The organism is Magnetospirillum sp. XM-1 (genome assembly GCF_001511835.1).
In the GTDB taxonomy this organism is placed as follows: Bacteria; Pseudomonadota; Alphaproteobacteria; order Rhodospirillales; family Magnetospirillaceae; genus Phaeospirillum.
Window position 1 is genome coordinate 2,837,445 of the sequence record NZ_LN997848.1, and the last position, 24,100, is coordinate 2,861,544.

Here is a 24,100-nt window from a genome sequence, read left to right on the forward strand (position 1 = left end):
CCCCGCCGGGAATTGAGTGTTGACGGCTCCCCCGTCGAACTGGTGTGTTGTCGCGCGAAACCTGAGTGTGTCGGGGATGGCTTTGGTGTCCTGCGTCGCTTTCGTGGAAAAGCCTGGATTTTCGGCGCTGCTCGATCATGTGCGTTGGTTGTCGGCTCTTACCGTCTTGTGTGGTCATGCACGCAACGCGCTGTTCCTGCCCTATGGCGAAAATCTGGCTCCCGGACCGTTGGAATGGCTGTTCTATGCCCTGACCAACATGCAGAACGAGGCCGTGGTCTGTTTCTTCGTCATCAGCGGCCTGCTGATCGGCGGCAAGTTGCTGGATTATGCGGAGCAACCGGCCTTTCCCGTCCGCCGCTACGTCATTGATCGGCTCTCCAGGCTTTATCTGGTGCTGTTGCCCGCGCTGGTATTGAGCGCAATCCCGGCCGCCTTCGGATTTTGCGAAGTGCGTGGAAGCGCCGAGTGGCTTGGCGCGGCCTTGTATCTCCAGCACGTCCTTGTGCCGGTCACCGCCTGCAACACCCCGATTTGGAGTCTGGCCAACGAGTTCTGGTATTATGCCCTTGGCATGACCGCCGTGCTGTCTTGGCGAGGAAGCCGCCTGGCCCTTGGGGCGTTGGCCGTCATGGTGGCTTTGCTGCTGGCCGCCGATCCTTGGACCAGCCAGAACGTGCTGCTCTATCTGCCCTTCTGGCTCTTGGGGATGGCAGTGTCCTGGAGGCGGTGGCCGGGGCTGGGGCCGTGGCCGACCTTCGGACTGTTCATGGCCGCTTTGGCGGTCTCGCGCAGTCATGCCCTGGATGGGGTTTTCTGGTTGCGCGATGCCCTGATCGCTCTTGGCCTTACCGGCTTCCTGGCGGCGGCGTCATCGGCTTCGGTTGCCGTTGGGCTGGCGGGATTGGGGCGGAGGCTGGCGGGGTTTTCCTTTACCCTTTACCTGACCCATTGGCCGTTGCTGCTGCTTATTATCGGCTGGATCAGGCGCAGCGGTCATGTTTCCTACCCACTGAATCCCGAACGCTGGGAATCCTATGTCCTGTGGCTGGGGACGGTCATGTTCTGCCTGGCGTTCGCGGCGTTGCTGGCTCGAATCACCGAGGCTCGGACCGGTAAGGTTCGGGTGTTGCTGGAGGGCCGGTTCAGAGCCTAGAGACGGGCGCGGAAGTCTTCCAGCCAGGCCAGTCGGCTTTCCAGCAGGGCGATGTCGTGGTCCAGCCACGCCGCGAGCGCGCTGCCGCCCTCGCCATCGCTGCCGCGCAGGTCGGACAGGCGGGCCAACTCGCTGTCGGCGCCTTCGATCAGCAGGTCGATCTGGTGGGCGCGCTCGTCGGCCTCCAGCAGGTCGAGGAAGCGCATCTTCAGCGCCACCACCAGCTTGGAGAGGTCCGAACCGGGGCGCAGCCTTGCGGTCAGCAGGGTCTGCAGTTCGCGCTGTCCCGCCGCCGAGATGGTCAACATGGAATCGTCTTCCATGCCCTGGCCGTCGGTGGCCTCGACGAGGCCTTCATAGCGCAGCAGCTCGATGGAGATGCCCATCAGCTCGAGGCTGGGGCCCATGATCCGGCTGGTGAAATGCCGCACCGACCCGGCCAGTTCGCTGTAGCGCATGGGCCGGGACGCGATGGTTCCCAGCGCGCAAAGCCGCACAGCTTCCTTAGGGGTCAACGTATTGTCGGCGAACATGGGCAGCCTATCCCGATCACGAAGGATTAGGCCAAATATAGGGGGTAACGGGTTAACAGTCCACAAATACGACGGGAGGTCTTGCAAACGCTTTCGTATTGGCGGAGCTTGTCGCCATGAGCGCAAGGATAAGCGAAGCGGGCGAAATCTGGGTGCTGGCCGACGACCGGGCCGGCAATGTCGCCCAATGTCTGGGGGTCGCCGAGGCGCTGGGCCGGCCGTTCACCGTCAAGACCATCGCCTACGACCGTCTGGCCCGCCTGCCCAACGCCTTGCGGGGCGCCGGGCTGACCGGAATCACGCCAGAGAGCCGGGCGGCGTTGTGCGCGCCCTGGCCGCGCCTGGTGATTGCCGCCGGGCGGCGCACCGCCCCCGTCGCCCGCTGGATCAAGCGCCGGAGCGGGGCCCGGCTGGTGCAGATCATGGATCCCGGCTTTCCTGGCCGGGGCGATTTCGACCTGATCGTCTCGCCGGCCCACGATTGCCCCAAGCCCGGCGGCAACGTGCTGGAGGTGCTGGGCGCGCCGCACCGGGTGACGCCCGAACGTCTGGCCGCCGAGGCCGAGAAATGGCGTCCGGCCTTCGCCCATCTGCCGCGCCCCTGGGTGGCGGTGATCGTCGGCGGCGCCACCAAGAACCGTCCCTTTCCGGTGGAGATGGCCCGGACCCTGGGCGAAAGCGTCGCCCGGCTGGCGGCGGGCCAGGGCGGTTCGCTGCTGCTGACCACCAGCCGCCGCACCGGCGCGGAGCAGGAGGCCGCCCTGGCCGCCGGACTGCCCGAGCCCCGGTGGCTGCACCTGTTCTCCCAAGGCGGCGACAATCCCTATTTCGGTTTCCTGGCCCTGGCCGATTCCGTCGTCGTCACCGGCGATTCGGTCTCCATGTGCTGCGAGGCCTGCGCCTCGGCCGCCCCGGTGTTCATCTGGGCGCCGGAGGGCTGGGCGGCGCCCAAGCACGCCCGCCTGCACGCCCAGCTCTATCGGGCCGGGCTGGCCCGGCCGCTGGACGGCGCCGCCGGGCTGGCGGGCTGGGAGCGTCCCCGCCTCAACGCCGCCCAGGAGGTGGCCCGCATCATCGCCGAGCGCCTGCTGCCATGAGGTGGGCGGCCCTCCTGCTGATGCTGCTTGCCGCGCCCGCCAGCGCCGAGCCGCGCCAGTTGCACGGCATCAAGGGCGAGGACCAGCGGCTGCGCATGGAGGCGCAGGAATTCCCGTGGAGCGCCATGGGGCGGCTCAACTTCTTCAGCGGCCATTGCAGCGCCACCCTGATCGGGCCGAGGCTGATCGCCACCGCCGCCCATTGCCTGTGGAACCGCCGCACCCAGAAGCCCTTTCCCGCCTCGTCCTTCACCTTCGTGGCGGGCTGGGACCGGGGCGAGTATCTGCGCGCCTCCAAGGTGACCATGGTGCATGCCGCGCCCAAGTGGGTCCTGGACGGGCAGGAGCGGGGACTGGCCAGCCGTGCCGACGACTGGGCGCTGATGGAATTGGAGGAGCCGCTGGGCGACGAGATCGGCTGGGTCGCGCTGGGAGCCTCCCAGGTGGGCATGAAGGTCGCCGTGGCCGGATATGGCCGCGACAAGGCCCAGGTGCCGCTGGCCCATGTGGGATGCCGCCTGACCCGTCAGGCCCTGCCCGGTGTGTTCATCCATGATTGCGACGCGGTGCAGGGGGAATCGGGCGGCCCGGTCTTCGGCTGGAGCGAGGGCGGGTTGCGTCTGGTGGCGGTCAACGTGGCGGTGATCCCCTCGCAAGGCGAGGCCGGGGTGGCGGCGGGTATCGAAGCCCTGCGGCCGCTGGCGGAGCGCCTGGGAGCGGGAAAGGCCACCCGGGCGGGCGCGGTGTCCAAGCCCGCCAGTGTGGATCTGGGTCAGTCGTTGAGGTGAAGGGCGTTGCGGTGGGCCTCGACGCTGTCGGGGCCGAAGCAGCAGAACACCACCTGATCCAGGGCGTCACTCGCCGACAGGAAGGCCCGGACGGTGGCCACCGCGATGCGGGCCGCGTCGTCCTTGGGATAGCCGTAGATTCCGGTGGAGATGGCCGGAAACGCCAGGCTGCGCGCCCCGGCTTCCACCGCCAGCGCCAGCGAGCGGCGGTAGCACGATTCCAGCAGGGCGGGTTCGCCCTGGCCGCCGCCCTTCCACACCGGTCCCACCGTATGGATCACCCAGCGGGCGGGCAGGCGGAACCCCGGAGTGATCTTGGCGTCGCCGGTGGCGCAGCCGCCCAAAACCCGGCAGGCCCCCAGCAATTGCGGTCCGGCCGCCCGGTGAATGGCCCCGTCCACCCCGCCGCCGCCCAGTAGGGACGAATTGGCGGCGTTGACGATGGCATCCACCTCCAGGCGGGTGATGTCGGCTTCGACGATCCGCATTCTGGTGTCCGGCATCAGCGGAACTCCGGCTGCTCCAGTCCGTACTGGCACAATTCGATGATGGCGCCGTCGGGGTCGCGAATATAGCACATGCGCTTGCCGCCGCGGACGATGTCCTTGGGCACCTCGACGGGGCTTGCCTTCTGGCCGAACTGCTCCGCCAGGATGGCGAGGCACTGGTCCAGGTCGCCGACCCGCAAGGCCACGTGGCGCAGGCCGGGGGTGGAGGGCAGGGCGGGCTGGGCCGTGGCCGAAGACTCGAATTGCAGCAGCTCGATGCGGCAGCTTCCGTCCGGGGCGGCCAGGATGACGCAGCGCGCCCGGGCACCTGCCAGGCCGGTCACCCGTTCGAACCAGTCGCCGTCCAAGGGACGGTCCATGACGGTGCGAAGGCCGAGCAGGGTGGCGTAGAAGCGGATGGACCGCTCCATGTCGGTGACCACCACGTTGACGTGGTCGTGACCCGGCAGAGCCATCAGCCGCCCAGCTGCAGCACGAATTCGGTGAGGAAGGGAGCGTTGCGCCGCCGCTCGGAATCGGTGCGGCCGAAATTGGCCACCAGCTTGCGCATCCAGGTGGCGTCCAGGCGGTCGAATTCGAAATGGGCCTTCATGGCCAGATGCTCGCCGACGTAATCGGGCAGCTTGGCGGTCCACTTCATCAGGCCGTCGCGGAAGGCGCCCTCGCGCGCCTGGTCCATGCGGCCCGAGGGGGAGAATTCCTGGGTGTAGAGCTGGGTCAGCTCGCGCCAGCACTTGGCCATGACGTCGGCCTCGAAGCGGATCAGATCCTGAAGCAGGATCAGGTTCTCTTCATTGGGCGGCTCGTAATTGGCCCGCGTCGCATCCTCGCGCAGCAGGGGCCAGGGGTTATCCTCGGGCTTTTGCGGCGGGGGCTTCTTGCCCTTGGCCGCCTTGCCCGTGCGGAACGAGGCCCAGCGGGCGTCCCAATTGTGCAGGATGGGGTTGTTGACCTCGCTGCCCTGCATGATCTCGATCAGCTTCTCGCCGCCCACCTCGGCCCAGTTGTAGCTGTGGGCCAGGGTCTGCATGTGCCGGGTCGAACGCATCTGCGGCAGGATGAACTTGCTCAGCACCTCGCGGTAGACCACGCCGAACTCGGGCGCCAGCAGGAACGGCAGGCGGATGCCCCTGGACGGCTGGGTGATGCGGAAGATGCTGAGGACCTTCTCGGTGTAGGCGAAGATGGTGTCGTCGAACAGCGTCGGGAAATCGGTGAAGGGCTTGTCCGGCTCGTTGCCGCCGCTGGTGGGGGCGCCGGGCAGGGGGGCCTGGAACTTGGGCATCATCTTGCCCATGCGGTCGCCGGCCGAGCCCAGCTGGGCGGCGAACAGCGGCGGCGGTTCGCGGACCGGGGCCTGGGCGCGGACGGTGCGGGTGGGGGCGGCGATGGCCCCGCGGGCCAGCAGGGCCTGGAAGCCGGCCTGGGCGCTTTCGGCTTCCGTCATCTGGGGCGGGCCCAGCATCTGCATGGCGATGTCGGCCAGGACCCGGATGTCTTCCTCCTTGCCGTCGCCGGGGGGCAGCAGGGACTGGAAGTTGCGCTCGCGCGCCTCCTTCAGCTTGGGCATGCCGTAGCGCTCGATGGACTTGGTGAGGATCACCGAGAACACCACGTTGAGCTGCTTCTCGTTGGCCCACTTGCGCGCTTCGGGGTCCTTCATGGTCATGCGGCGCAGCATGAGGATCTGGGGGATTTCCAGGTGGCGCGTGGCCGCAATGAGACTGGCGACCTTCGTTTCGAAGGTCTTTGCCCCCTCTCGCGGATCTGGACCCGTCATGCGCCTGTCGCCGGCCTTGGCGGCCGTCCCTTCCCAAACGTCGTAAGCGAGACCGCCCCCCTGGGCAGCCTCAATCAGACCCCAACCCCATGGGGATAGCTCATGACCGGGCACACGCGCAAGTCCGTTCCGTCGGTGGCGTGACTGAATGTGACGGCGGATGGGAAGGTCGTACGGACTAGACCTTAGGGATTAATCCGCACCACCTCGCCGTGGCGGGCCGAGCCGGGCAGGCAAAGGTCGAGAAAAGCCCCGGACACCTCGTCCGGTTGCGCCAGCCTGGACTGATCCTCGCCGGGGAAGGCGATGGTGCGCAGGCGGGTGGCGACCACGCCGGGGTCCAGCAGATTGGCCTTCACCGCCGTGACGTTGGCGATCTCGGCGGCCCAGGTGCGGACCATGGTCTCCAGCGCCGCCTTGGAGGCGGCGTAGGCGCCCCAGAACGGTTCGGCCCCGCCGGCCTGGGCGGAGGTGGTGAAGACGGCGCGCCCCGCCGGCGCCATGCGCAGCAGCGGGTCGCAGGCGCGGATCAGCCGCCAGTTGGCGGTGACGTTGACCGCGAAGGCCTCGTCCCAGTCGTCGGGGGCGTGGTGGGCGACGGGGGTCAGGCCGCCGCCGATGGCCCCGGCATTGCCCACCAGGATGTCGAGGCGGCCGAAGCGCTGGAAGACGGCCGCCGCCACCTGCTCGATCAGGCCGGGCTTGCAAAGGTCTTCCGGCACCAGCACCAGCGGCTTGCCGCCCTTGGCCCGGATCTCGTCGTCCAGTTCCTCCAGCGCGCCTTGGGTGCGGGCGATGGCGACGATCTCGGCTCCTTCGGCGGCGAAGCGGCGGACCACGGCCGCGCCGATCCCGCGCGAGGCGCCGGTGACCAGCGCCACGCGTCCGTCGAGCAATCCGGCCATCAGTGCGTGTCCTCGGTCAGCAGGGAGAGCTGCTTGGTGTCCGACTGGGCGTTGTTGTAGTCGGTGGGATCGACGGGATAGTCGCCGGTGAAGCAGGCGTCGCAGAATTGCGGTTCGGCGCCGTTGCGGCCCGGTTCGCCCACCGCCCGGTACAGGCCGTCGATGGAGATGAAGGCCAGCGAATCCACGCCGATCAGCTTGGCCATGCCTTCCACGTCGTAGCGCGCCGCCAGCAGCTTCTCGCGCTCGGGCGTGTCGATGCCGAAATAGCAGGAATGGGTGGTCGGCGGGCTGGAGATCCGCATGTGGACCTCGGTGGCGCCGGCCTGGCGCACCATCTCGACGATCTTGCGGCTGGTGGTGCCGCGCACGATGGAATCGTCGACCAGAATGACGCGCTTGCCCGCCAACATGGGGCGGTTGGCGTTGTGCTTCATCTTGACGCCGGTGTGGCGGATGTTGTCCGTCGGCTGGATGAAGGTGCGGCCCACATAATGGTTGCGGATGATGCCGAGCTCGAAGGGAATGCCGGCCTCGGCGGCGAAGCCGATGGCGGCGGGAACGCCTGAATCGGGCACCGGCACCACCACGTCGGCCTTCACCAGGCTTTCGCGGGCCAGTTCGCTGCCGATGCGCTTCCTGGCCTCGTAGACGCTGGTGCCTTCCACCACCGAATCGGGGCGGGCGAAGTAGATGTACTCGAAGATGCAGAAGCGGCTCGGGCGCTTGACGAAGGGCTTGACCGAGCGGATGCCGTCGGCCGACAGCACCACGATCTCGCCCGGCTCCACGTCGCGGACGAACTCGGCACCGATGATGTCGAGCGCGCAGGATTCGGAGGCCAGAATCCACGCCTTGTCCAGACGGCCCAGGCACAGCGGGCGGATGCCCAGCGGATCGCGCACGCCGAAGACGGTGTCCTTGGTGGCGGCCACCAGGGAATAGGCGCCCTCGATCTGGCGCAGCGCGTCGATCAGCCGGTCCTCGACGGTGGAATACAGGCTGATGGCGATCAGATGAATGATCACCTCGGTGTCGGTGGTCGACTGGAACAGGCAGCCGCGCCGCACCAGCTGGCGGCGCAGCGCCATGGCGTTGGTCAGATTGCCGTTATGGCCCAGCGCCAGGCCGCCGAACTCCATCTCGGCGAACAGCGGCTGGACGTTTCTGAGCAGGGTCTCGCCGGTGGTGGAGTAGCGCACATGCCCCACCGCATGAGAGCCCTTCAGCTTGCCGATCACCGAGGCGTTGCCGAAATTGTCCTCCACATGGCCGAGGCCGCGGTGGTTGTGGAAGTGGGCCCCGTCGAAGGAGACGATGCCCGCCGCTTCCTGGCCGCGATGCTGCAGGGCGTGCAGGCCCAGCGCCACGTGGGCGGCGGCCTCGGGATGGCCGAAGATGCCGAACACACCGCATTCCTCGCGGAGATGGTCGTCGTCGAAGGGGTCGGTGGTCAGCATGGGATTACGTCCTGGCGGTTCGGTGCTGGTAAGGATGGCGCTACTGGTTGCTGCGGATCAACCGTTCCATCTGGGTACGGCTTTCTGTGTCGTAGCTCTGCTCGGTTTTGCTCGCGGCCTTGGCATCGGTCTTGCCCTTGCCGTCGGAGGCCGGGCGGGCCGACGGCGCGGCCGGCTGGGGGGAAACGAATTTCTGGAAGGTCTTTTCGGCTTCCATCAGCTGGCGGGCCTCGGCCGAGGCTTCGCGCGTCTTGCCTTCCGCCTTGCCCAACCCGGCGGGGGCCAGACCCTGCAGCATGTCGGCGCCGCGCATCAGCCAGGGGCGCGAGCGGCTCTGGGCCAGCCAGTCGGGCTGCTGCTCGGGGCTGTCGAACAGCCAGGCGGCCGACATGTAGGCCAGCGACACCAGAACGGCGCCGCGCGCCAGCCCGAACACGAAGCCCAGCGACGAATCCACCGAGTTGAGCGCGCTCTTCCTCACCGTGTCCGACACCCGCTTGGTCAGCAGCGAAAGCACCAGCAGGGTGACCAGGAACAGGGCGGCGCCGGCGGCGATGTCGGCCACCAGGGCGCTGCCGATCTGGGAGCGGAAGAACGGCTGGGCATGGGGGAAGCCGTAGAGGGCGGCGAACACCGCGCCCACCCACGAGGTGATGGACAGCACCTCCTGCACGAAGCCGCGCAGGAAGGCGAACCCCGCCGAGCCGAGCAGCACCACGGCGACCACAACGTCAACGGCGGTGATGTTGAGGTTCCCCATTGCCTCGTCCAGTTAGGGTGTCAATCGTGCCGGAACAGCCCAAGCACGTCCTGCAAATGCCCGATGGAGCGGATGGTGAGCGACGGCCCCGCGCCGGCTGCTCCACCGCCCTTGTCCTTGCGCGGCCGGGCCGGCACCAGCGCCTGATCGAAGCCCAGCTTGGCGGCTTCCTTCAGGCGGGTATCGGCCTGGGCCACCGCCCGGACCTCGCCGGACAGCCCGATCTCGCCGAACACGACCATGTCGGCGGGAACGGGCACGTCGGACGCGGACGACACCAGGGCCGCAGCGACGGCAAGGTCGGCGGCCGGCTCGGCGATCCGCAATCCTCCGGCGACGTTCAAATAAACGTCATTGCCCGACAAAGCAAGCCCACAGCGGGCATCAAGCACCGCAAGCACCATGGATAGGCGGTTGGTGTCCCAGCCGACCACGGCGCGCCGGGGCGAAGACAGCGAGCTGGGCGCCACCAGGGCCTGGATTTCCACCAGCATGGGGCGCGTGCCCTCCATGCCGGCGAAGACGCAGGACCCCGACACGTTGCCGCGCCGCTCGGCCAGGAACAGGGCGGACGGGTTGGCCACCTCGGACAGCCCGCCCTCGGTCATCTCGAACACCCCGATCTCGTCGGTGGCGCCGAAGCGGTTCTTCACGGCGCGTAAGATTCGGAACTGGTGGCCCCGGTCGCCCTCGAAATACAGGACGGTGTCGACCATGTGCTCCAGCACCCGGGGGCCGGCGATGGTGCCTTCCTTGGTGACGTGGCCCACCAGGAACAGCACGAAGCCGCGGCGCTTGGCGAGGCGGATCAGCTCGGCGGCGCAGGCGCGCACCTGGCTGACGGTGCCGGGCGCCGATTCGATGTTGTCGGCATAGACGGTCTGGATGGAATCGATCACCACCACCTGGGGCGCGTCGGGGCCGTCGAGGGAGGCGAGGATGTCGCGCAAGGATCCGGCCGAGGCCAGCGCCACCTTGGCCTTGGCATAGCCCAAGCGCGCGGCGCGCATGCGCACCTGATCCACCGCCTCCTCGCCCGAGATGTAGGCCACCGAGACCTGGGCCGACAGCCGCGCCGTGGCCTGGAGCAGCAAGGTGGACTTGCCGATGCCGGGATCGCCGCCCACCAGCAGGCAGGAACCCGGCACCAGTCCGCCGCCGCACACCCGGTCCAACTCGCCGATGCCGGTCAGCCAGCGCGACAGCGGTTCGGCGTTGCCCTCCAGGCCGACGAATTCGATGCGCTTGCCCTTGCCCCCCGACAGGCCCTTGGGCACCTCTTCGCGCGCCGCCTCCTCGGTGATGGAGTTCCAGGCGCCGCAGGATTCGCACTTGCCCGCCCATTTGCGGGTGACGGCGCCGCATTCCTGGCAGACGAACTGGGACGAGGGGGATTTGGCCAAGATGAATACTCGATCGGGCACGGGAAATTCAGCGCGCCAAGGCACCTTAGCACGAGAACATTGAGGCAACCAAGAGCGTGTGCGCCGGAACGGCTATTTACGGTTGGCGCAACTGGGGAAGGGGGGCTTTTCGCCCGCCACCTTGGGGCAGAGCTTGATGGGAGAGAGGTTCTTGAAGCGGCCGGTCCATTTGGCCTCGTCGAAAGCCAGCGGAGTCTTGGAGGCGGCGCCGCGCTCGGCCCATTGCAGGGTGTAGTAATCGGCTTGGCCCTTGATCACGATCACCAGGGCCGATTCGCTGTGGGGTTTGCCGGCGACGTTGGCTGTTCCGCAGCTGACCACCAGGGCGAAGGCGTCGTGGCCGCTCAGCTTGATCTCGCCGAAGCTGGTGCCCTGGAAACTGGCGGGGCAGGCCTGCTGGAAGCCGCCGCCGATACGCAGCGCCAGGGCTTCCGGCGTGGCGTTGGGATTGGCCGCCAGTCCCTTGATGCCGGTCAGGGTGATCATCTGGGTCCAGGACTCGACGGTCTGGCCGCTGAGAACTAATTCCTGGATGTATTGCTCCGCCGTGGAGTTCTCGGCCGCCGGGACGAAATTGCCCGGAACGGAATATCCCACCAGCTGGCTGAATACCGGCGTGACCACCTGCATGGCTTCCGTGGCCGGAGCGGCCGTCGCCGCCATAACCGGCAGCAGCCCGGCCAGCGACAAGGCGGCGCACAGGCCCGAGCGTACATATCGCATCATGATTGTCCCCCTTCCCAATACGTAGGGGAGCAATCCTAGCAAATTCACCGTATATGACAATCGTCTAAGGTGCTATGCCCTGAGTTCCATAGTGATCGGCCCCACGGCGCGGCCGTGGATGAACTGGTCCACGTATTCGTTGCCGGAATGGTCGATGTCGCGCGCCGGGCCGACCCAGATCAGGCGGCCCTTGTAGAGCATGGCGATGCGGTCCGAGATCTTGCGGGCCGAGGCCATGTCGTGGGTGATGGACAGCGCGGTGGCGCCCACTTCCTTGCAGCACTTGACGATCAGGTCGTTGATCACGTCGGCCATGATGGGGTCGAGGCCGGTGGTGGGCTCGTCGAAGAAGATGATTTCCGGATTGGTGGCGATGGCGCGGGCCAGCGACACGCGCTTTTGCATGCCGCCCGACAGCTCGGAGGGCGACAGGTCGCCGGTGGAGGCGGCAAGGCCCACCTGGGCCAGTTTCTCGATGGCGATGTCGCGGGCCTTGGCGCGTTCCATCTTGCGGCCCTGGATCAGGCCGAAGGCGACGTTCTCCCAGACCTTCAGCGAGTCGAACAGGGCGCCGCCCTGGAACAGCATGCCGAACTTGGTCATGATGCGGTCGCGGTCCTTGGGACCCATGCCGACCACTTCCTCGCCGTCGATCTTGATGGAGCCGGTTTCGGGGCGCAACAGGCCCAGGATGCATTTCAGCATCACCGACTTGCCGGTGCCCGATCCGCCGATGACCACCACGGATTCGCCCTTGGCCACCGACAGGTCGATGCCGTCCAGCACCACCTTGGGGCCGAAGCCCTTGTGAACGTCCGTCAGTTGGATCTTCGGCACGCTGCTCATGGTCACTTCCCGAAGAACATGGCGGTGATGAGGTAGTTGAACACCAGGATCATGATGGCCGCCGACACCACCGCGTTGGTGGTGGCCGCGCCGACGCCCTGGGCGCCGCCCCTGGAGTAGTAGCCGTTGTAGCAGCCCATCAGGGTGATCAGGAAGCCGAACACGGCGGCCTTGGTCAGGCCCGAGATGACGTCCAGCGGCTCGAGGAACTCCCAGGTGCGCGAGATGTAGGTGGCCGAGTTGAAGCCCAGCTTGTAGACGCCGACGATATAGCCGCCGAACACGCCGATGATGTCGGCGATCAGCACCAGGAAGGGCAGCATCAGGGTGCCGGCCAGGATGCGCGGCGCCACCAGATACTTGAAGGGATTGGTCGACAGCGTGGTCAGCGCGTCGATCTGCTCGGTGACGCGCATGGTGCCGATCTCGGCGGCCATGGAGGCGCCGATGCGGCCCGCCACCATCAGCCCGGCCAGCACCGGGGCCAGTTCGCGGGTCACCGAGAGGACCACCACGGTGGCCACGGCGCCCTCGGCGGCAAAGCGCGAGAAGCCGGAATAGGATTGCAGAGCCAGCACCATGCCGGTGAACACGGCGGTCAGGCCGACCACGGGCAGCGAGAAATAGCCGATCTCGATGAATTCGCGCAGGATCAGGCGGGGATAGAAGGGCGGGCGGACGGTGTGCGACACCGCCATGGCGGTAAAGGCCGACAGCCGGCCCACATGGGCCAGGAAGGCCAGGAACACCCGGCCGATGGTCGCCAGGAAAGCGGTCATGACGCGCAAGCCCCCTCGGCGCCGGTCCAGCGGCGGTGATGGCGGCGCCCCAGGGAGGTGAGAATTTCGTAGCCGATGGTGTCGGCCTCGGCCGCCACGTGGTCGGCGCCGTGGCCGGGGCCGATCAGCTCGATCAGCCCGCCGGGATGGGCGTGCTCCACCGGGACGTCGGTGACGTCGAAAGTGGTCAAATCCATGGAAACCCGTCCGACCACCGGCACCTTCATCCCCCCGATCATGCCATGCCCGCGGTTGGAGAGGGACCGGAACCAGCCGTCGGCATAGCCCACCGCCACAACCGCCAGCCTGCGCTTCCCCTCGACGCGGTGGGTGGCACCATAGCCAACGGTCATAGGGCTGTCAACGTCACGAACCTGAAGGATTTTCCCTTGCAGTTTAATCACTTGGCTCATGGGATTGGGGCGGCCGGGCATGGGATTCAGCCCATAGAGCGCGGCGCCCGGGCGGACCATGGCGAGGTGGAAGCCGCGGCCCAGGAAGATGCCCGACGAGGCCGCCATGGATTGGGGCAGGGCCGGCAGATGCGAGGCCAGGCGGCGCAGCGTGGTCAGCTGCCTGGCGTTCATGGGCGAATCGCTGTCGTCGGCGCAGGCCAGATGGCTCATCACCAGGATGGGGCGCATGGCGGCCAGGATTTCCGGCTTGGCGGCCAGGCGTTCCAGCTCGGGCTCGGACAGGCCCAGGCGGTTCATGCCGGTGTCGATGTGGATCGCCACGGCCGGCGCGCCGCTGCCCTTCTTGGCGAAGCTGGCCCAGCCGGTGATCTGGGCCAGTGAATTCAGCACCGGGATCAGGTTGTGGGTGGCGAACTCGCCCTCGTCACCGCCGGTGGGGCCGCTCAGTATGTGGATCACCGCGCCCGGCACGATGCGGCGCAGCGCGATGCCCTCGTCGACGCAGGCGACGAAGAACGACCGGCATCCGGCGGCGAACAAAGCGGGGGCGATATGCTCCATCCCCAAGCCATAGCAATCGGCCTTGACCACGGCGGACGCCTCGGCCGGCGCCACCAGGGCGGAGAGCCGCTTCCAGTTGGCGACGATGGCCGCCACGTCGATGGTCAGCAGGGCGGTGGCGCGGGAAAGGTCGGTCATCGGGGGGTGGGGTCTTTCCATGGTCTGGTCAGCGACCGGTATCGGGCGCCAGAGTATGGTCCCGGCTGCACTTTGTGAAGGGCTTTGGGGCGGTTTTGCCCCGGCCGCCGATCAGAAGCCCGGCTCTTCGTAATGGTCGGAGGCGGCCAGATTGCCGAATTTGGTGAACTCGCCGTGGAAGGCGAGGCGCACGGTGCCGACGGGGCCGTGACGCTGCTTGGCGATGATCACCTCGGCGGTGTTGTAGACCTCTTCGCAGCGCTGCATCCACTTGGCGTGGCGCTCGTTGAACTTTTCCTGGGATTCCTCGGGCCGCTGGCCGGGTTCGGCGCGTTCCAGGTAGTACTGTTCGCGGAACACGAACATCACCACGTCGGCGTCCTGTTCGATGGAGCCGGATTCGCGCAGGTCGGCCAGCTGGGGCCGCTTGTCCTCGCGCTGCTCGACGGCGCGCGACAGCTGGGACAGTGCGATCACCGGCACCGACAGCTCCTTGGCCAGCGCCTTCAGGCCGCGGGTGATCTCCGAGACTTCCTGCACGCGGTTCTCGGACGACGAGGACGAGCCGCGCAGCAGTTGCAGGTAGTCGATGACGATCAGGCCCAGGCCGTGCTGGCGCTGCAGCCGCCGCGCCCTTGTGCGCACCGCCGAGATGGACAGCGCCGGGGTGTCGTCGATGAACAGCGGCAGGCGGTGCAGGTTCTGGGCGGCCACCACCAGGCGCTCGAACTCCTCGTTGGACATCTCGCCCTGGCGGATCTTGTGGCTGTTGATCTCCGCCTGCTCGGCCAGGATACGGGCCGCCAGCTGCTCCGACGACATTTCCAGCGAGAAGAAGGCGGTGATGGCGCCGTCCACGCCCTTCTTGCGCCCCAGCGCGTCCACCTCTTCCTTGTAGGCGTAGGCGGCGTTGAAGGCGATGTTGGTGGCCAGTGCGGTCTTGCCCATGGAGGGGCGCCCGGCCAGGATGATCAGGTCGGAATCATGCAGGCCGCCCAGCTTGCCGTCCATGTCGATCAGGCCGGTGGGCACGCCCGACAGCTTGCCCTGGCGCTTGTGGGCGGCCTCGGCGTTGGCGATGGCGCCCACCAGGACGGTCTTGAAATCCTCGAATCCGCCCTCGGTCTGGCCGGTGGTGGCCAGGTCGTACAGCTTGGCCTCGGCCTTGCCGATCTGATCCATGGCGGGGGTGTCTAGGTCGGCGGAAAAGGCGTCGTTGACCATGTCCTCGCCCATGCCGATCAGCGAGCGGCGCAGGTGCAGGTCGAAGATCAGCTTGCCGTAATCCTCGGCGTTGATCACCGAGACCACGGCGTTGGCCAGCTGGGCCAGGTAATTGGTGCCGCCGATCTCGGCCAGGCCGCCGTCGTTCTCGAAATAGGTCTTCAGCGTCACCGGGTTGGCCATCTGGCCGCGCTCGATCAGCTTGCCGCAGGTGGCGAAGATGCGCCCATGCACCGGGTCGGCGAAGTGCTCGGGCTTGAGGAATTCCGAGACCCGCTCATAGGCGCGGTTGGACAGCAGGATGGCGCCCAGCAGGGCCTGCTCCGCCTCGTAATTGTGGGGCGGAACGCGAAAGCCGATTCCCTCGGCGGGGGCGGCGGGATGGTCGGGGGGAAAGGAGTTCATGACCCGGCCATGTTAGCAGATGCGCTCGGCCCGCGCGGGCTTATCCGCCTGTGGATAAGGTGGATAACGGGGAAAAGAAAACGGCGGCCGGACCGAAACGTCCGACCGCCGTCTTTTCGAAGGATGCCGGGGCGATTAGGCCTCGGTGGCTTCCTCGGCGACCTCGGCGACGGCCTCTTCCTCGGCCGGAGCCTCGGCTTCCTCAGCCTCGGCGGCGGCGGCGGCAGCGGCGGCGCGCTCGGCCTCCTCGGCGGAGCGGGCGACGTTGATGGTCACCGTCACCGACACTTCCGGATGCAGCGAGATACGCACGCCGTAGGAGCCCAGGGTCTTGATCGGCTGGTCCAGGTTGACCATGCGGCGCTCGATGGTGAAGCCGGCGGCCTTCACCGCGTCGGCCACGTCCTTGCCAGACACCGAGCCGTAGAGCATGCCGCTCTCGCCCGCCTGACGGACCATCAGCACCGACAGGCCGGCCATCTTGTCGGCCACGGCCTGGGCCTCGTCACGACGCTTGAGGTTCAGGGCCTCGAGCTGGACGCGCTGCTTCTCGAAGAAGGCCAGATTGTCCTTGGAGGCGCGCAGCGCCTTCTTCTGGGGCAGCAGAAAATTGCGGGCGAAGCCGGGCTTGACGTTGACCACGTCGCCCATCTGGCCCAGCTTCTCGATTCGCTCGAGCAGAATGACTTCCATCTTATTCCTCCTTGCCGCCGCCGCTTGACTCGGCGCGGCGGAATCTCGTCATGAACCTCACCAGTCCCAGGCCGGCCACGGGTATGAACGCCCAAGCCGAGGCCAGGAACAGGCCTCCGTACATCGCCGCGAGATACATCCTCGCGTTAGGCCGGCCAGCGGCCCATCCGTGAACCGTCGCAAGCCCCAGAAGGGCGAACGGTATCAGCGTCACCACCACCGCGCTGCGGGCCACATAGCCAAGGTCGCCCTCGGCCAGCCCCCCGGTTGCCGCCGCGGTCGCCAGCACCACTCCCAGCCACGTCGGAAGCTCGAGCTCCCGATAGGACGGGGTGGGCCGCCGGTTCCTGCCGAGCCGGACCAGGAACCCCTGGGCCGCCACGGCGTTCACCACCGCCATCACCAACCACGAACTGGCGACCATGGCCGGGAAGAACGGCACCCACCAGTCGGCGACAGCCTTGCGCTGTTCGCTGGTGAGGTTGGGAGCCACCATTTCCAGGGTGCGGCCGATGGTGTCGGTCACCCAGAATTGCAGCCCGCCGCTCTCCACGCCGTCCGGTCGGTCCGGAACCAGAAACGCGCCGATCACGATCAGCGCCAACCCGATTCCGGTCAGCCAGCCCAGCACCAGGCCCGGCGGATACCATTCGACGCTGTTGTCGGCGTTGCTCCGCCACAACAGCGCCCGATGGACCACCACCAGGCTCGGCAGCAAGACCACCACGGCGAAGGGCAGGGGGGCGAACCCACCCGCCGTCAACGCCACGGCGGCCATCGCGGCCAGACCCGCCACCAAGGCCGCTCTGTTTCCTAAGAACAACCCCACCATCATCAGAGGCAGGGGAGCCAGATAGGAGAGCAGCATCCCGGCGGCAAAGCCTTTTGCCAGCGACAGGAACAGGAGTGAAGACACCAATCCTGCCGCCAGCGGAACGCCAAACGACCCGGTCACGGCGACCTGGCCGAACCTAAACTCACTTCACCACGTAGGGCAGCAGGCCCAGGAAGCGGGCGCGCTTGATGGCCTGGGCCAGCTCACGCTGCTTCTTGGCAGACACCGCGGTGATGCGAGAGGGGACGATCTTGCCGCGCTCGGAGATGAACCGAGAGAGCAGCTTGATGTCCTTGTAATCGATCTTCGGCGCGCCCTCGCCCGAGAACGGGCAGGTCTTGCGGCGGCGGAAGAACGGACGACGGGGGGCGCCGCCAGCGGCGGGGCGGGGACGCTCGGTCTTGACCTCGGTCATTATTCGCCTCCTTCCATACGGCGGGGTTCACGGTCGCGGCGCGGACGATCCTCGCGGTCGTCACGGCGGGGGCGGTCGTCGCCCTCGCCACGACGCGGACGGTCGTCGCGGGACTTGGACTGCATCATGGCCGACGGACCCTCTTCGAGTTCCTCGACGCGGATGGTCAGAGTGCGCAGCACGTCCTCATTGATCGACATCTGGCGCTCCATCTCCTTGACGGCGGCCGACGGCGCATCGATGTTCAGCAGGACGTAGTGGCCCTTGCGATTCTTCTTCACCCGGTAGGCGATGTTGCGCAGGCCCCAGTACTCCTTCTTGGAGACCGAGCCGCCGCCCTGGGTGATGATGTTGGAGAGTTCCTCGGTCAGGGTTTCCACCTGCGGGGTGGAAATATCCTGACGCGCGATGAACACGCATTCGTACAACGACATTGTAAAAACCCCTTACGGCTTTTCTCTTCCCATATCGTCCCCAATGGACGAACAGGCATAGCCGACAGCCCCTTTCGGGATGCCGGCAAGGGTTGGAAGGGGCGCACTATACACAAATCGAATCCGGATGCAAGCGCGCGAAGGGCTGCGGCTCAGGCCGGCTGCAGCGCCACGCCCGACGGCGCCTGTTCGGCCTCGGCTTGCCGGGGCGGCGCCGAGGGGGCGGAGGCGGCGCGGGCCTGCGGCCCCAGGCGGGGCTCGTGGCGGCGGTCCACCTCGGGGGCGGCGGTGCGCACCACCCGGTTCAGCACCTGGCCCAGTTCGCCCACCTGGGTCGCCATGCCGGCCAGCAGCGAGGTGACGGCGCTGGCTTCCGCGCCGCTGCGCCGCGCCTCGTCGGCCACCAGGATGATGCGCTCGGTGACTTCGCGCGCCGCTTCGGCCGACTGGGTGACGTTGCGGGCGATCTCCTTGGTGGCGGCGTCCTGTTCCTCGACGGCGGCGGCCACCGAGCCGGCGATGGATTCCACCTTGCGGATCACCGCCACCGTGGCGGCGATGGCCTCGCCCACATGGGCGGCCATGGTCTTCAGCTCCTCGATACGGGTGGCGATCTCCTCGGTCTGGCCGCCGGTCTGGTCGGCCAGGCGCTTGACCTCGGACGCCACCACGGCGAAGCCCTTGCCCGCCTCGCCGGCCCGGGCCGATTCGATGGTGGCGTTGAGCGCCAGCAGCCGGGTCTGGCCGGCGATGGCGGCGATCATCGCCACCACCTCGTCGATGCGGGCGACGGAGGCGAGCAGGGTGCCCACCGTCTGGTCGGCGTCGCCGGCCGCCACCACCGCCTCGCCCACCAGGGTGGACGACGATGACACCTGGGCCGATATCTCGCGGATGGAGGAGGTCAGCTCCTCGGCGGCGCCGGCCACGGTCTGGGCGTTGGACAGGCTTTGCTCGGCGGCGGCGGCCACGCGTTGGGAGTTGTCTTCCACCCTCAGCGCCGACGCGGCCATTTCCTCGGCGGCCCCGACCGCCTGCCGGCTGCCGTCCTCGACCTTGGCGACCACCTGTCCCGTCTCGGTCTCGATGGTTTCGGCCATGGCCTGCAGCGCGGCGCGGCGTTCGGCCTCGGCCTGGTCGCGCAGGCGTTCCTGTTCGGCCTCCATGCGGGCCACGGCGATGGCGTTGTCCTTGAACACCACGACGGCGCGGGCCATGGCGCCGATCTCGTCCCGGCGTTCGCCGCCCTCCACCTCGACGCCGAGGTCGCGATCGGCCAGGCGCAGCATAGCGCCGGTCAGGTTCGCCACCGGACGGGTGATGGAGCGGGTCAGCGTCACCACCACCAGGGCGCCGGCCACCAGGGCGAGGACCAGGGCGGCGGTGATGGCGGAAGCGGAGCGGGCCGCTTCCGAGCGGATGGCTTTGATGCCCGAACTGAGGTCGGCGGCCAGGGAATCCTCCACCCCCTTCATCAGGTCGATGCGCCGGGTGGCGGCGGCGAACCAGCGCTCGGAGCTCAATTCGCCGGCATTGGCGTCCAGAAGCTGCTTGCGGAAGGCGGCGAATTCGGCGGAGGCCGGAGTCTCCAGCACCGTCTGCAGGGCGCGGCGCTGCGACGGCGTGGCGCGGACCGCGTAGGCCCGCACATGGGTGTCCTGTACGGCGGCCAGGGCGGCGATGCGCTGGCGCACGGCCTCGTCCATCCCCACGGCAAGGCCGCTGGCCCCGGTGGCGCGTTCGATGCCGGCGCTTTCCTTGGCGCGCATCAGTTCCAGGTAGGCGGCGATCAGGTTGCCGGTTTCCTGGTCGGTTTCGGTGGCGGTCAGCTTTTCCGCCACGCCCAGCAGGGATTCGATCAGCACCGAATAACGGGAAACGGTCTGGGGGCCGGTGACCTCCAGGCGCTCCACCCCGGTGCGCAGCGCGGTCAGCCCGGCCAGCTCGCGCCCGGCCTTGTCGATGCTCCAGGCCAGTTCCTCGCCGATGCCGCCGCCCAATCCGGCCATGGCGGCGGACAGGGTCTTGAGGCGGGGATTGGTGCCTTCAAGCTGCTTGGTCCGTTCGGCCCCCATGCGGGCGCCCTTGGACGCGGCGAAGGCGGAGGACAGGCCGCGTTCCTTCTGCAGTTCATGGACCGCCGCGCCGATTTCCATGGTCAGTCCCGCCAGACGCCCGGTGCGCTCGGCCTTTTCCATTTCGCGGAACTTGGCCATGTCGATGACCGTGGCGGAAATCACCGCCGCCAGGGCCGGAAGCAGGATGGCCAGCCACACGCGTTGGCCGATCTTCAGATTGGACATCATTGCCGCGATCATGGCGTCTCCCCCCGCTGGATTGAGCCTTTCGGGCAAGCCTCCCTGCCGCCCGTCGGCCGTCGCAAGATCCGTCCGCGCACCCCCGTAATGGGCGAGAAACCCACATGATGGGGAGCGGGGCGGAGAATATCACCGCCAATAGGGGTATGGAAATATCCCCTTTGTTTATGGGGGGCTTGCCTTGCATCAATCCGCCGCCGAGCCCGCCCTGGCCTCGTCCTTTTCCACGGATCGCTTGACAGGCGGCGGCGTCTCGCCTTTCTTCTCGCCCACCAATTCGCCTCGAGGGAGTGTCTCCATGACCCGCGCGTTCGTCTTTCCCGGCCAGGGATCCCAGGCTGTCGGCATGGGCCGCGAACTGGCCGAAGCCTTTCCGGTGGCCCGCCAGCTGTTCCAGGAAGTGGACGACGCCCTGTCGCAGAAGCTCACCACTCTGATGTTCGAGGGGCCCGAGGATCAGCTGACGCTGACCGAGAACGCCCAGCCCGCCCTGATGGCGGTGTCCATGGCCGTGGTCCGGGTGCTGGAATCCGAGGGCAAGCTCGACCTCGCCAAGGCCGCCACCTTCGTGGCCGGTCATAGCCTGGGCGAGTATTCCGCCCTGGCCGCCGCCGGCACCTTTACGGTGGCCGACACCGCGCGGCTCTTGAAGGTCCGCGGCCAGGCCATGCAGAAGGCCGTGCCGGTGGGCGTGGGCGCCATGGCCGCCCTGCTGGGCTCCGAGCTGGAGCAGGCGCGTGAGATCGCCGCCCTGGCCGCCGAAGGCGAAGTCTGCGAGGCCGCCAACGACAACGGCGGCTCGCAGGTGGTGCTGTCCGGGCACAAGGGCGCCGTGGACCGCGCCATCAAGATCGCCGCCGAGAAGGGCATCAAGCGCGCCATTCCGCTGCCCGTGTCCGCCCCCTTCCATTGCGCCCTGATGCAGCCCGCCGCCGACGCCATGGCCGAGGCCCTGGCCAAGGTCGGCATGCAGGCCCCCAAGGTCGCCCTGGTGGCCAACGTCACCGCGTCGAAGGTCACCGACCCGGCCGCCATCCGCGACCTGCTGGTCCGCCAGGTGACCGGCACGGTGCGCTGGCGCGAAAGCGTGCTGTTCATGAAGGCCGAGGGCGTGACCTCGCTGGTGGAGCTGGGCTCCGGCAAGGTGCTGGGCGGCCTGGCCAAGCGCATCGACAAGGAACTGTCCGGCTCCTCGGTGGGCACGCCCGCCGACATCGAAGCCTTCCTGAAGAGCCTTTGATCATTGTCCCTCAATCGCCGGGCGCGCGCCTCCGCGCGCTTGGCTCCCGCGCCATAAGGCGTGCCGGGCCTTGCCCGCAACTCCGACCCAACGAAGACGTTGGGTCGTCGAAATAGGGAGAGAGCTTGATGTTCGATCTTAGCGGCAAGACCGCCCTGGTGACCGGCGCCTCGGGCGGCATCGGCGGCGCCATCGCTCGTGCCCTGCATGCCCGTGGCGCCGTCGTCGGCCTGCACGGCACAAGGCGCGAGGCGCTCGACGCCCTGGCCGCCGAACTGGGCGAGCGCGTCCACGTCCTGCCCGCCAACCTGTCGGACGCGGCGGCCGTCGAGCAGCTGGCCAAGGACGCCGAGGCGGCCATGGGCTCCATCGACATCCTGGTCAACAACGCCGGCCTGACCAAGGACGGCCTGGTGCTGCGCATGAAGGACGAGGACTGGCAGACGGTGATCGACGTCAATCTCACCGCCGCCTTCCGCCTGAGCCGCGCCGCCGTCAAGGGCCAGATGAAGCGCCGCTGGGGCCGCATCGTCAACATCACCTCCATCGTCGGCGTCACCGGCAATCCGGGGCAGGTCAACTACGCCGCCTCCAAGGCCGGCATGATCGGCATGAGCAAGGCGCTGGCCCAGGAAGTGGCCAGCCGCAACATCACCGTGAACTGCGTGGCGCCGGGCTTCATCTCCTCCGCCATGACCGACGTGCTGTCGGACGAGCAGAAGGCCAAGCTTAACGCCGGCATTCCCGCCGGACGCATGGGCACCTCGGAAGAGATCGCGGCGGCCGTGGTCTATCTGGCTTCCGCCGAGGCCGCCTACGTGACGGGCCAGACCCTGCACGTCAACGGCGGCATGGCGATGATCTAGGCATTCCGACAAAGGTGTCGGAATTAGGGCCGCCGATGCTGGCAATGGCAAAAAAAGTATGGTACAGACGGGCACTTTCCGCCTGTCGGGGCCTGAGCGCCGAGGCGCGTTAAACAGTTTTCCCATAGACGAGACTTTTCGAGGATTCGCAAATGAGTGACGTGGCTGAACGGGTTAAGAAGATCGTCGTCGAGCATCTGGGCGTCGAAGAGGCCAAGGTGACCGAGAACGCCTCCTTCATCGATGACCTGGGCGCCGACAGCCTCGACACCGTCGAGCTGGTGATGGCCTTCGAAGAAGAATTCTCCGTCGAGATCCCCGATGACGCCGCCGAGAAGATTCTCACGGTGAAGGACGCCATCGATTTCATCACGGCGAATTCCTAAGTGATATAAGGACGCCGGGCCGCATGGCGCGGTCCGGCGTCCAGTCATCTGTCCCATACACTTTCCGAAAGCCAGGGTTCCATGAGACGTGTTGTCGTCACCGGCCTCGGCCTGACCACTCCGCTCGGCAATGGTGTCAAGGTCAACTGGGAGCGTCTGATCGCCGCCCAGTCCGGCATCCGCCGCATCGATGCCTTCGATGTTTCCGATCTCGCCGCCCAGATCGCCGGTGTCATTCCGCGCGGTACCAATCCGGGCGAGCTTGATCTCGATGCCGTCGTTCCCGCCAAGGACCGGCGCCGCATGGACGATTTCATCGTCTATGGCCTGGCCGCCGCCGCCGAGGCCGTCGAGGATTCCGGCTGGAAGCCTTCCGACGCGGAATCGCTGGAACGTACCGGCGTGATGATCGGTTCGGGCATCGGCGGTCTGCCCAACATCGCCGACGGCGCCCTGACCCTGGAGAAATCCGGTCCGCGCCGCATCAGCCCCTTTTTCATCCCCGCCGCGCTGATCAACCTGGTCTCTGGCCATCTGTCGATCAAGTACGGCTTCAAGGGACCGAACCACGCCGTGGTCACCGCCTGCGCCACCGGCGCGCACGCCATCGGCGACGCCGCCCGCATCATCCAGTTCGATGATGCCGACGTCATGGTGGCCGGCGGCGCCGAGGCCGCCATTCACCGCCTGGGCATCGCGGGTTTCGCCGCCGCCAAGGCGCTGTGCACCAGCTACAACGACCGCCCGACCGAGGCCTCGCGCCCCTGGGACCGCGACCGTGACGGCTTCGTCATGGGCGAGGGCGCCGGCGTCGTGGTGCTGGAGGAACTCGAGCACGCCAAGAAGCGCGGCGCCAAGATCTATGGCGAGGTGATCGGCTACGGCATGTCCGGCGACGCCCATCACATCACCGCTCCCGCCGAAGACGGCAACGGCGCCGTGCGCGCCATGAAGGCCGCCATCAAGCGGGCCGGCGTCAATGTCGAGGACATCGACTACGTCAACGCCCACGGTACCGCCACCATGGGCGACACCATCGAGCTGGGCGCGGTCAAGCAGGTGTTCGGCAGCCACGCCTACAAGCTCTCCATGTCGTCCACCAAGTCGGCCATCGGCCACCTGCTGGGCGCGGCGGGCGCGGTGGAAGCCATCTACTCGCTGCTGGCCATCCGCGATCAGGTCGCGCCGCCCACCCTCAACCTGCACAATCCGGACGAGGGCTGCGACCTCGACCTGGTGCCGTTGAAGGCCAAGGAGCGTAAGATCAAGGTGGCGCTGTCCAACTCGTTCGGGTTCGGCGGCACCAACGCCTCGCTGGTGCTGCGCGGCCTGTAACCGGCGACGCAGAGCCGTTTTTCAAGGCAAGGCCCCCGCGCAATCGGGGGCCTTTGTCCTGTCCGGAGGAA

25 protein-coding genes are annotated in these 24,100 nt (G+C 67.6%); 7 read left to right on the plus strand and 18 right to left on the minus strand.

All coding sequences use genetic code 11. From position 1 onward, the window contains the following. Positions 1–76: 76 nt before the first annotated feature. A complete protein-coding gene (locus XM1_RS13120; protein WP_068434111.1) occupies positions 77–1,156 on the plus strand; it encodes an acyltransferase in 1,080 nt (359 codons plus the stop codon). Here the strand turns inward: XM1_RS13120 and XM1_RS13125 are convergent. After that, the gene (locus XM1_RS13125; RefSeq protein ID WP_068434113.1) at positions 1,153–1,689 is read right to left on the minus strand and encodes a hypothetical protein; all 537 of its coding nucleotides are present in this window, start codon (positions 1,687–1,689) and stop codon (positions 1,153–1,155) included. The genes XM1_RS13120 and XM1_RS13125 overlap by 4 nt on opposite strands. A gap of 116 nt (positions 1,690–1,805) precedes the next feature. Between XM1_RS13125 and XM1_RS13130 the strand changes: the two genes are divergently transcribed. Next, positions 1,806–2,786 (plus strand): mitochondrial fission ELM1 family protein, encoded by a 981-nt coding sequence (locus tag XM1_RS13130; RefSeq protein WP_068434115.1) that lies wholly within the window; start codon positions 1,806–1,808, stop codon positions 2,784–2,786. Continuing rightward, the gene (locus XM1_RS13135) at positions 2,783–3,574 is read left to right on the plus strand and encodes a serine protease (protein WP_068434118.1); all 792 of its coding nucleotides are present in this window, start codon (positions 2,783–2,785) and stop codon (positions 3,572–3,574) included. The genes XM1_RS13130 and XM1_RS13135 overlap by 4 nt, the downstream gene beginning before the upstream one ends. Here the strand turns inward: XM1_RS13135 and XM1_RS13140 are convergent. From XM1_RS13140 to XM1_RS13220, 17 genes are all read right to left on the minus strand, one after another. Beyond that, complete coding sequence (locus tag XM1_RS13140; protein WP_068434120.1) at positions 3,559–4,077, minus strand: O-acetyl-ADP-ribose deacetylase; 519 nt, start codon at positions 4,075–4,077, stop codon at positions 3,559–3,561. The genes XM1_RS13135 and XM1_RS13140 overlap by 16 nt on opposite strands. Further along, positions 4,077–4,538 (minus strand): VOC family protein, encoded by a 462-nt coding sequence (locus XM1_RS13145; RefSeq protein ID WP_068434122.1) that lies wholly within the window; start codon positions 4,536–4,538, stop codon positions 4,077–4,079. Before XM1_RS13145 ends, XM1_RS13140 begins: the two co-directional genes overlap by 1 nt. Beyond that, entirely contained in the window at positions 4,538–5,764 is a 1,227-nt protein-coding gene (locus tag XM1_RS13150; protein ID WP_231920503.1) for a hypothetical protein, read from the minus strand. The genes XM1_RS13145 and XM1_RS13150 overlap by 1 nt, the downstream gene beginning before the upstream one ends. 284 nt (positions 5,765–6,048) lie before the next feature. Then, positions 6,049–6,768, minus strand: coding sequence for an SDR family NAD(P)-dependent oxidoreductase (locus XM1_RS13155; protein ID WP_068434126.1), 720 nt, complete (start codon positions 6,766–6,768; stop codon positions 6,049–6,051). Next, a complete protein-coding gene (gene purF / locus XM1_RS13160; protein ID WP_068434128.1) occupies positions 6,768–8,228 on the minus strand; it encodes an amidophosphoribosyltransferase in 1,461 nt (486 codons plus the stop codon). The genes XM1_RS13155 and purF overlap by 1 nt, the downstream gene beginning before the upstream one ends. A 40-nt stretch (positions 8,229–8,268) precedes the next feature. Next, entirely contained in the window at positions 8,269–8,988 is a 720-nt protein-coding gene (locus XM1_RS13165; RefSeq protein WP_068434130.1) for a CvpA family protein, read from the minus strand. A 20-nt stretch (positions 8,989–9,008) separates the two neighbouring features. Next, positions 9,009–10,391 (minus strand): DNA repair protein RadA, encoded by a 1,383-nt coding sequence (gene radA / locus XM1_RS13170; RefSeq protein WP_068434132.1) that lies wholly within the window; start codon positions 10,389–10,391, stop codon positions 9,009–9,011. A gap of 93 nt (positions 10,392–10,484) precedes the next feature. After that, entirely contained in the window at positions 10,485–11,138 is a 654-nt protein-coding gene (locus XM1_RS13175) for a hypothetical protein (RefSeq protein WP_068434134.1), read from the minus strand. A gap of 72 nt (positions 11,139–11,210) precedes the next feature. Further along, positions 11,211–11,984 (minus strand): ABC transporter ATP-binding protein, encoded by a 774-nt coding sequence (locus tag XM1_RS13180; protein ID WP_068434136.1) that lies wholly within the window; start codon positions 11,982–11,984, stop codon positions 11,211–11,213. 2 nt (positions 11,985–11,986) lie between these two features. Beyond that, positions 11,987–12,763, minus strand: a complete 777-nt coding sequence (locus XM1_RS13185) for an ABC transporter permease (RefSeq protein ID WP_068434138.1) — start codon at positions 12,761–12,763, stop codon at positions 11,987–11,989. Next, positions 12,760–13,878, minus strand: coding sequence for an alanine racemase (gene alr / locus XM1_RS13190; protein ID WP_068434140.1), 1,119 nt, complete (start codon positions 13,876–13,878; stop codon positions 12,760–12,762). Before alr ends, XM1_RS13185 begins: the two co-directional genes overlap by 4 nt. A 111-nt stretch (positions 13,879–13,989) precedes the next feature. Further along, positions 13,990–15,507, minus strand: a complete 1,518-nt coding sequence (locus tag XM1_RS13195; protein WP_068434142.1) for a replicative DNA helicase — start codon at positions 15,505–15,507, stop codon at positions 13,990–13,992. Positions 15,508–15,642: 135 nt separating this feature from the next. After that, positions 15,643–16,200, minus strand: coding sequence for a 50S ribosomal protein L9 (gene rplI, locus XM1_RS13200; RefSeq protein ID WP_068434144.1), 558 nt, complete (start codon positions 16,198–16,200; stop codon positions 15,643–15,645). Position 16,201: 1 nt separating this feature from the next. Then, the gene (locus XM1_RS13205; protein WP_231920504.1) at positions 16,202–17,155 is read right to left on the minus strand and encodes a DUF2232 domain-containing protein; all 954 of its coding nucleotides are present in this window, start codon (positions 17,153–17,155) and stop codon (positions 16,202–16,204) included. Positions 17,156–17,177: 22 nt separating this feature from the next. Continuing rightward, positions 17,178–17,450 (minus strand): 30S ribosomal protein S18, encoded by a 273-nt coding sequence (rpsR, locus tag XM1_RS13210; RefSeq protein ID WP_068434148.1) that lies wholly within the window; start codon positions 17,448–17,450, stop codon positions 17,178–17,180. Continuing rightward, entirely contained in the window at positions 17,450–17,884 is a 435-nt protein-coding gene (rpsF, locus tag XM1_RS13215; RefSeq protein ID WP_011384503.1) for a 30S ribosomal protein S6, read from the minus strand. Before rpsF ends, rpsR begins: the two co-directional genes overlap by 1 nt. Positions 17,885–18,036: 152 nt before the next feature. Next, positions 18,037–20,202 (minus strand): methyl-accepting chemotaxis protein, encoded by a 2,166-nt coding sequence (locus XM1_RS13220; RefSeq protein WP_082700508.1) that lies wholly within the window; start codon positions 20,200–20,202, stop codon positions 18,037–18,039. Positions 20,203–20,500: 298 nt separating this feature from the next. Between XM1_RS13220 and fabD the strand changes: the two genes are divergently transcribed. The 4 genes from fabD to fabF all read left to right on the plus strand — a co-directional run bounded on the left by fabD (position 20,501) and on the right by fabF (position 24,029). Next, the gene (gene fabD, locus XM1_RS13225; RefSeq protein ID WP_068434153.1) at positions 20,501–21,442 is read left to right on the plus strand and encodes an ACP S-malonyltransferase; all 942 of its coding nucleotides are present in this window, start codon (positions 20,501–20,503) and stop codon (positions 21,440–21,442) included. 128 nt (positions 21,443–21,570) lie between these two features. After that, complete coding sequence (gene fabG / locus XM1_RS13230) at positions 21,571–22,308, plus strand: 3-oxoacyl-[acyl-carrier-protein] reductase (protein WP_068434155.1); 738 nt, start codon at positions 21,571–21,573, stop codon at positions 22,306–22,308. A 152-nt stretch (positions 22,309–22,460) separates the two neighbouring features. After that, entirely contained in the window at positions 22,461–22,694 is a 234-nt protein-coding gene (locus XM1_RS13235) for an acyl carrier protein (protein ID WP_008615764.1), read from the plus strand. An 81-nt stretch (positions 22,695–22,775) separates the two neighbouring features. Then, on the plus strand, positions 22,776–24,029 hold the full coding sequence (fabF, locus tag XM1_RS13240) for a beta-ketoacyl-ACP synthase II (RefSeq protein ID WP_068434157.1): 1,254 nt from the start codon (positions 22,776–22,778) through the stop codon (positions 24,027–24,029). Positions 24,030–24,100 lie beyond the last annotated feature (71 nt).

Bases quoted from the DNA above. Each gene is read 5' to 3' on its own strand.
- XM1_RS13120 (WP_068434111.1), top strand. From the start codon at position 77: ATGGCTTTGGTGTCCTGCGTCGCTTTCGTGGAAAAGCCTGGATTTTCG.
- XM1_RS13125 (WP_068434113.1), bottom strand. From the start codon at position 1,689: ATGTTCGCCGACAATACGTTGACCCCTAAGGAAGCTGTGCGGCTTTGC.
- XM1_RS13130 (WP_068434115.1), top strand. From the start codon at position 1,806: ATGAGCGCAAGGATAAGCGAAGCGGGCGAAATCTGGGTGCTGGCCGAC.
- XM1_RS13135 (WP_068434118.1), top strand. From the start codon at position 2,783: ATGAGGTGGGCGGCCCTCCTGCTGATGCTGCTTGCCGCGCCCGCCAGC.
- XM1_RS13140 (WP_068434120.1), bottom strand. From the start codon at position 4,077: ATGCCGGACACCAGAATGCGGATCGTCGAAGCCGACATCACCCGCCTG.
- XM1_RS13145 (WP_068434122.1), bottom strand. From the start codon at position 4,538: ATGGCTCTGCCGGGTCACGACCACGTCAACGTGGTGGTCACCGACATG.
- XM1_RS13150 (WP_231920503.1), bottom strand. From the start codon at position 5,764: ATGCTGCGCCGCATGACCATGAAGGACCCCGAAGCGCGCAAGTGGGCC.
- XM1_RS13155 (WP_068434126.1), bottom strand. From the start codon at position 6,768: ATGGCCGGATTGCTCGACGGACGCGTGGCGCTGGTCACCGGCGCCTCG.
- purF (WP_068434128.1), bottom strand. From the start codon at position 8,228: ATGCTGACCACCGACCCCTTCGACGACGACCATCTCCGCGAGGAATGC.
- XM1_RS13165 (WP_068434130.1), bottom strand. From the start codon at position 8,988: ATGGGGAACCTCAACATCACCGCCGTTGACGTTGTGGTCGCCGTGGTG.
- XM1_RS13175 (WP_068434134.1), bottom strand. From the start codon at position 11,138: ATGATGCGATATGTACGCTCGGGCCTGTGCGCCGCCTTGTCGCTGGCC.
- XM1_RS13180 (WP_068434136.1), bottom strand. From the start codon at position 11,984: ATGAGCAGCGTGCCGAAGATCCAACTGACGGACGTTCACAAGGGCTTC.
- XM1_RS13185 (WP_068434138.1), bottom strand. From the start codon at position 12,763: ATGACCGCTTTCCTGGCGACCATCGGCCGGGTGTTCCTGGCCTTCCTG.
- alr (WP_068434140.1), bottom strand. From the start codon at position 13,878: ATGACCGACCTTTCCCGCGCCACCGCCCTGCTGACCATCGACGTGGCG.
- XM1_RS13195 (WP_068434142.1), bottom strand. From the start codon at position 15,507: ATGAACTCCTTTCCCCCCGACCATCCCGCCGCCCCCGCCGAGGGAATC.
- rplI (WP_068434144.1), bottom strand. From the start codon at position 16,200: ATGGAAGTCATTCTGCTCGAGCGAATCGAGAAGCTGGGCCAGATGGGC.
- rpsR (WP_068434148.1), bottom strand. From the start codon at position 17,450: ATGACCGAGGTCAAGACCGAGCGTCCCCGCCCCGCCGCTGGCGGCGCC.
- rpsF (WP_011384503.1), bottom strand. From the start codon at position 17,884: ATGTCGTTGTACGAATGCGTGTTCATCGCGCGTCAGGATATTTCCACC.
- XM1_RS13220 (WP_082700508.1), bottom strand. From the start codon at position 20,202: ATGATCGCGGCAATGATGTCCAATCTGAAGATCGGCCAACGCGTGTGG.
- fabD (WP_068434153.1), top strand. From the start codon at position 20,501: ATGACCCGCGCGTTCGTCTTTCCCGGCCAGGGATCCCAGGCTGTCGGC.
- fabG (WP_068434155.1), top strand. From the start codon at position 21,571: ATGTTCGATCTTAGCGGCAAGACCGCCCTGGTGACCGGCGCCTCGGGC.
- XM1_RS13235 (WP_008615764.1), top strand. From the start codon at position 22,461: ATGAGTGACGTGGCTGAACGGGTTAAGAAGATCGTCGTCGAGCATCTG.
- fabF (WP_068434157.1), top strand. From the start codon at position 22,776: ATGAGACGTGTTGTCGTCACCGGCCTCGGCCTGACCACTCCGCTCGGC.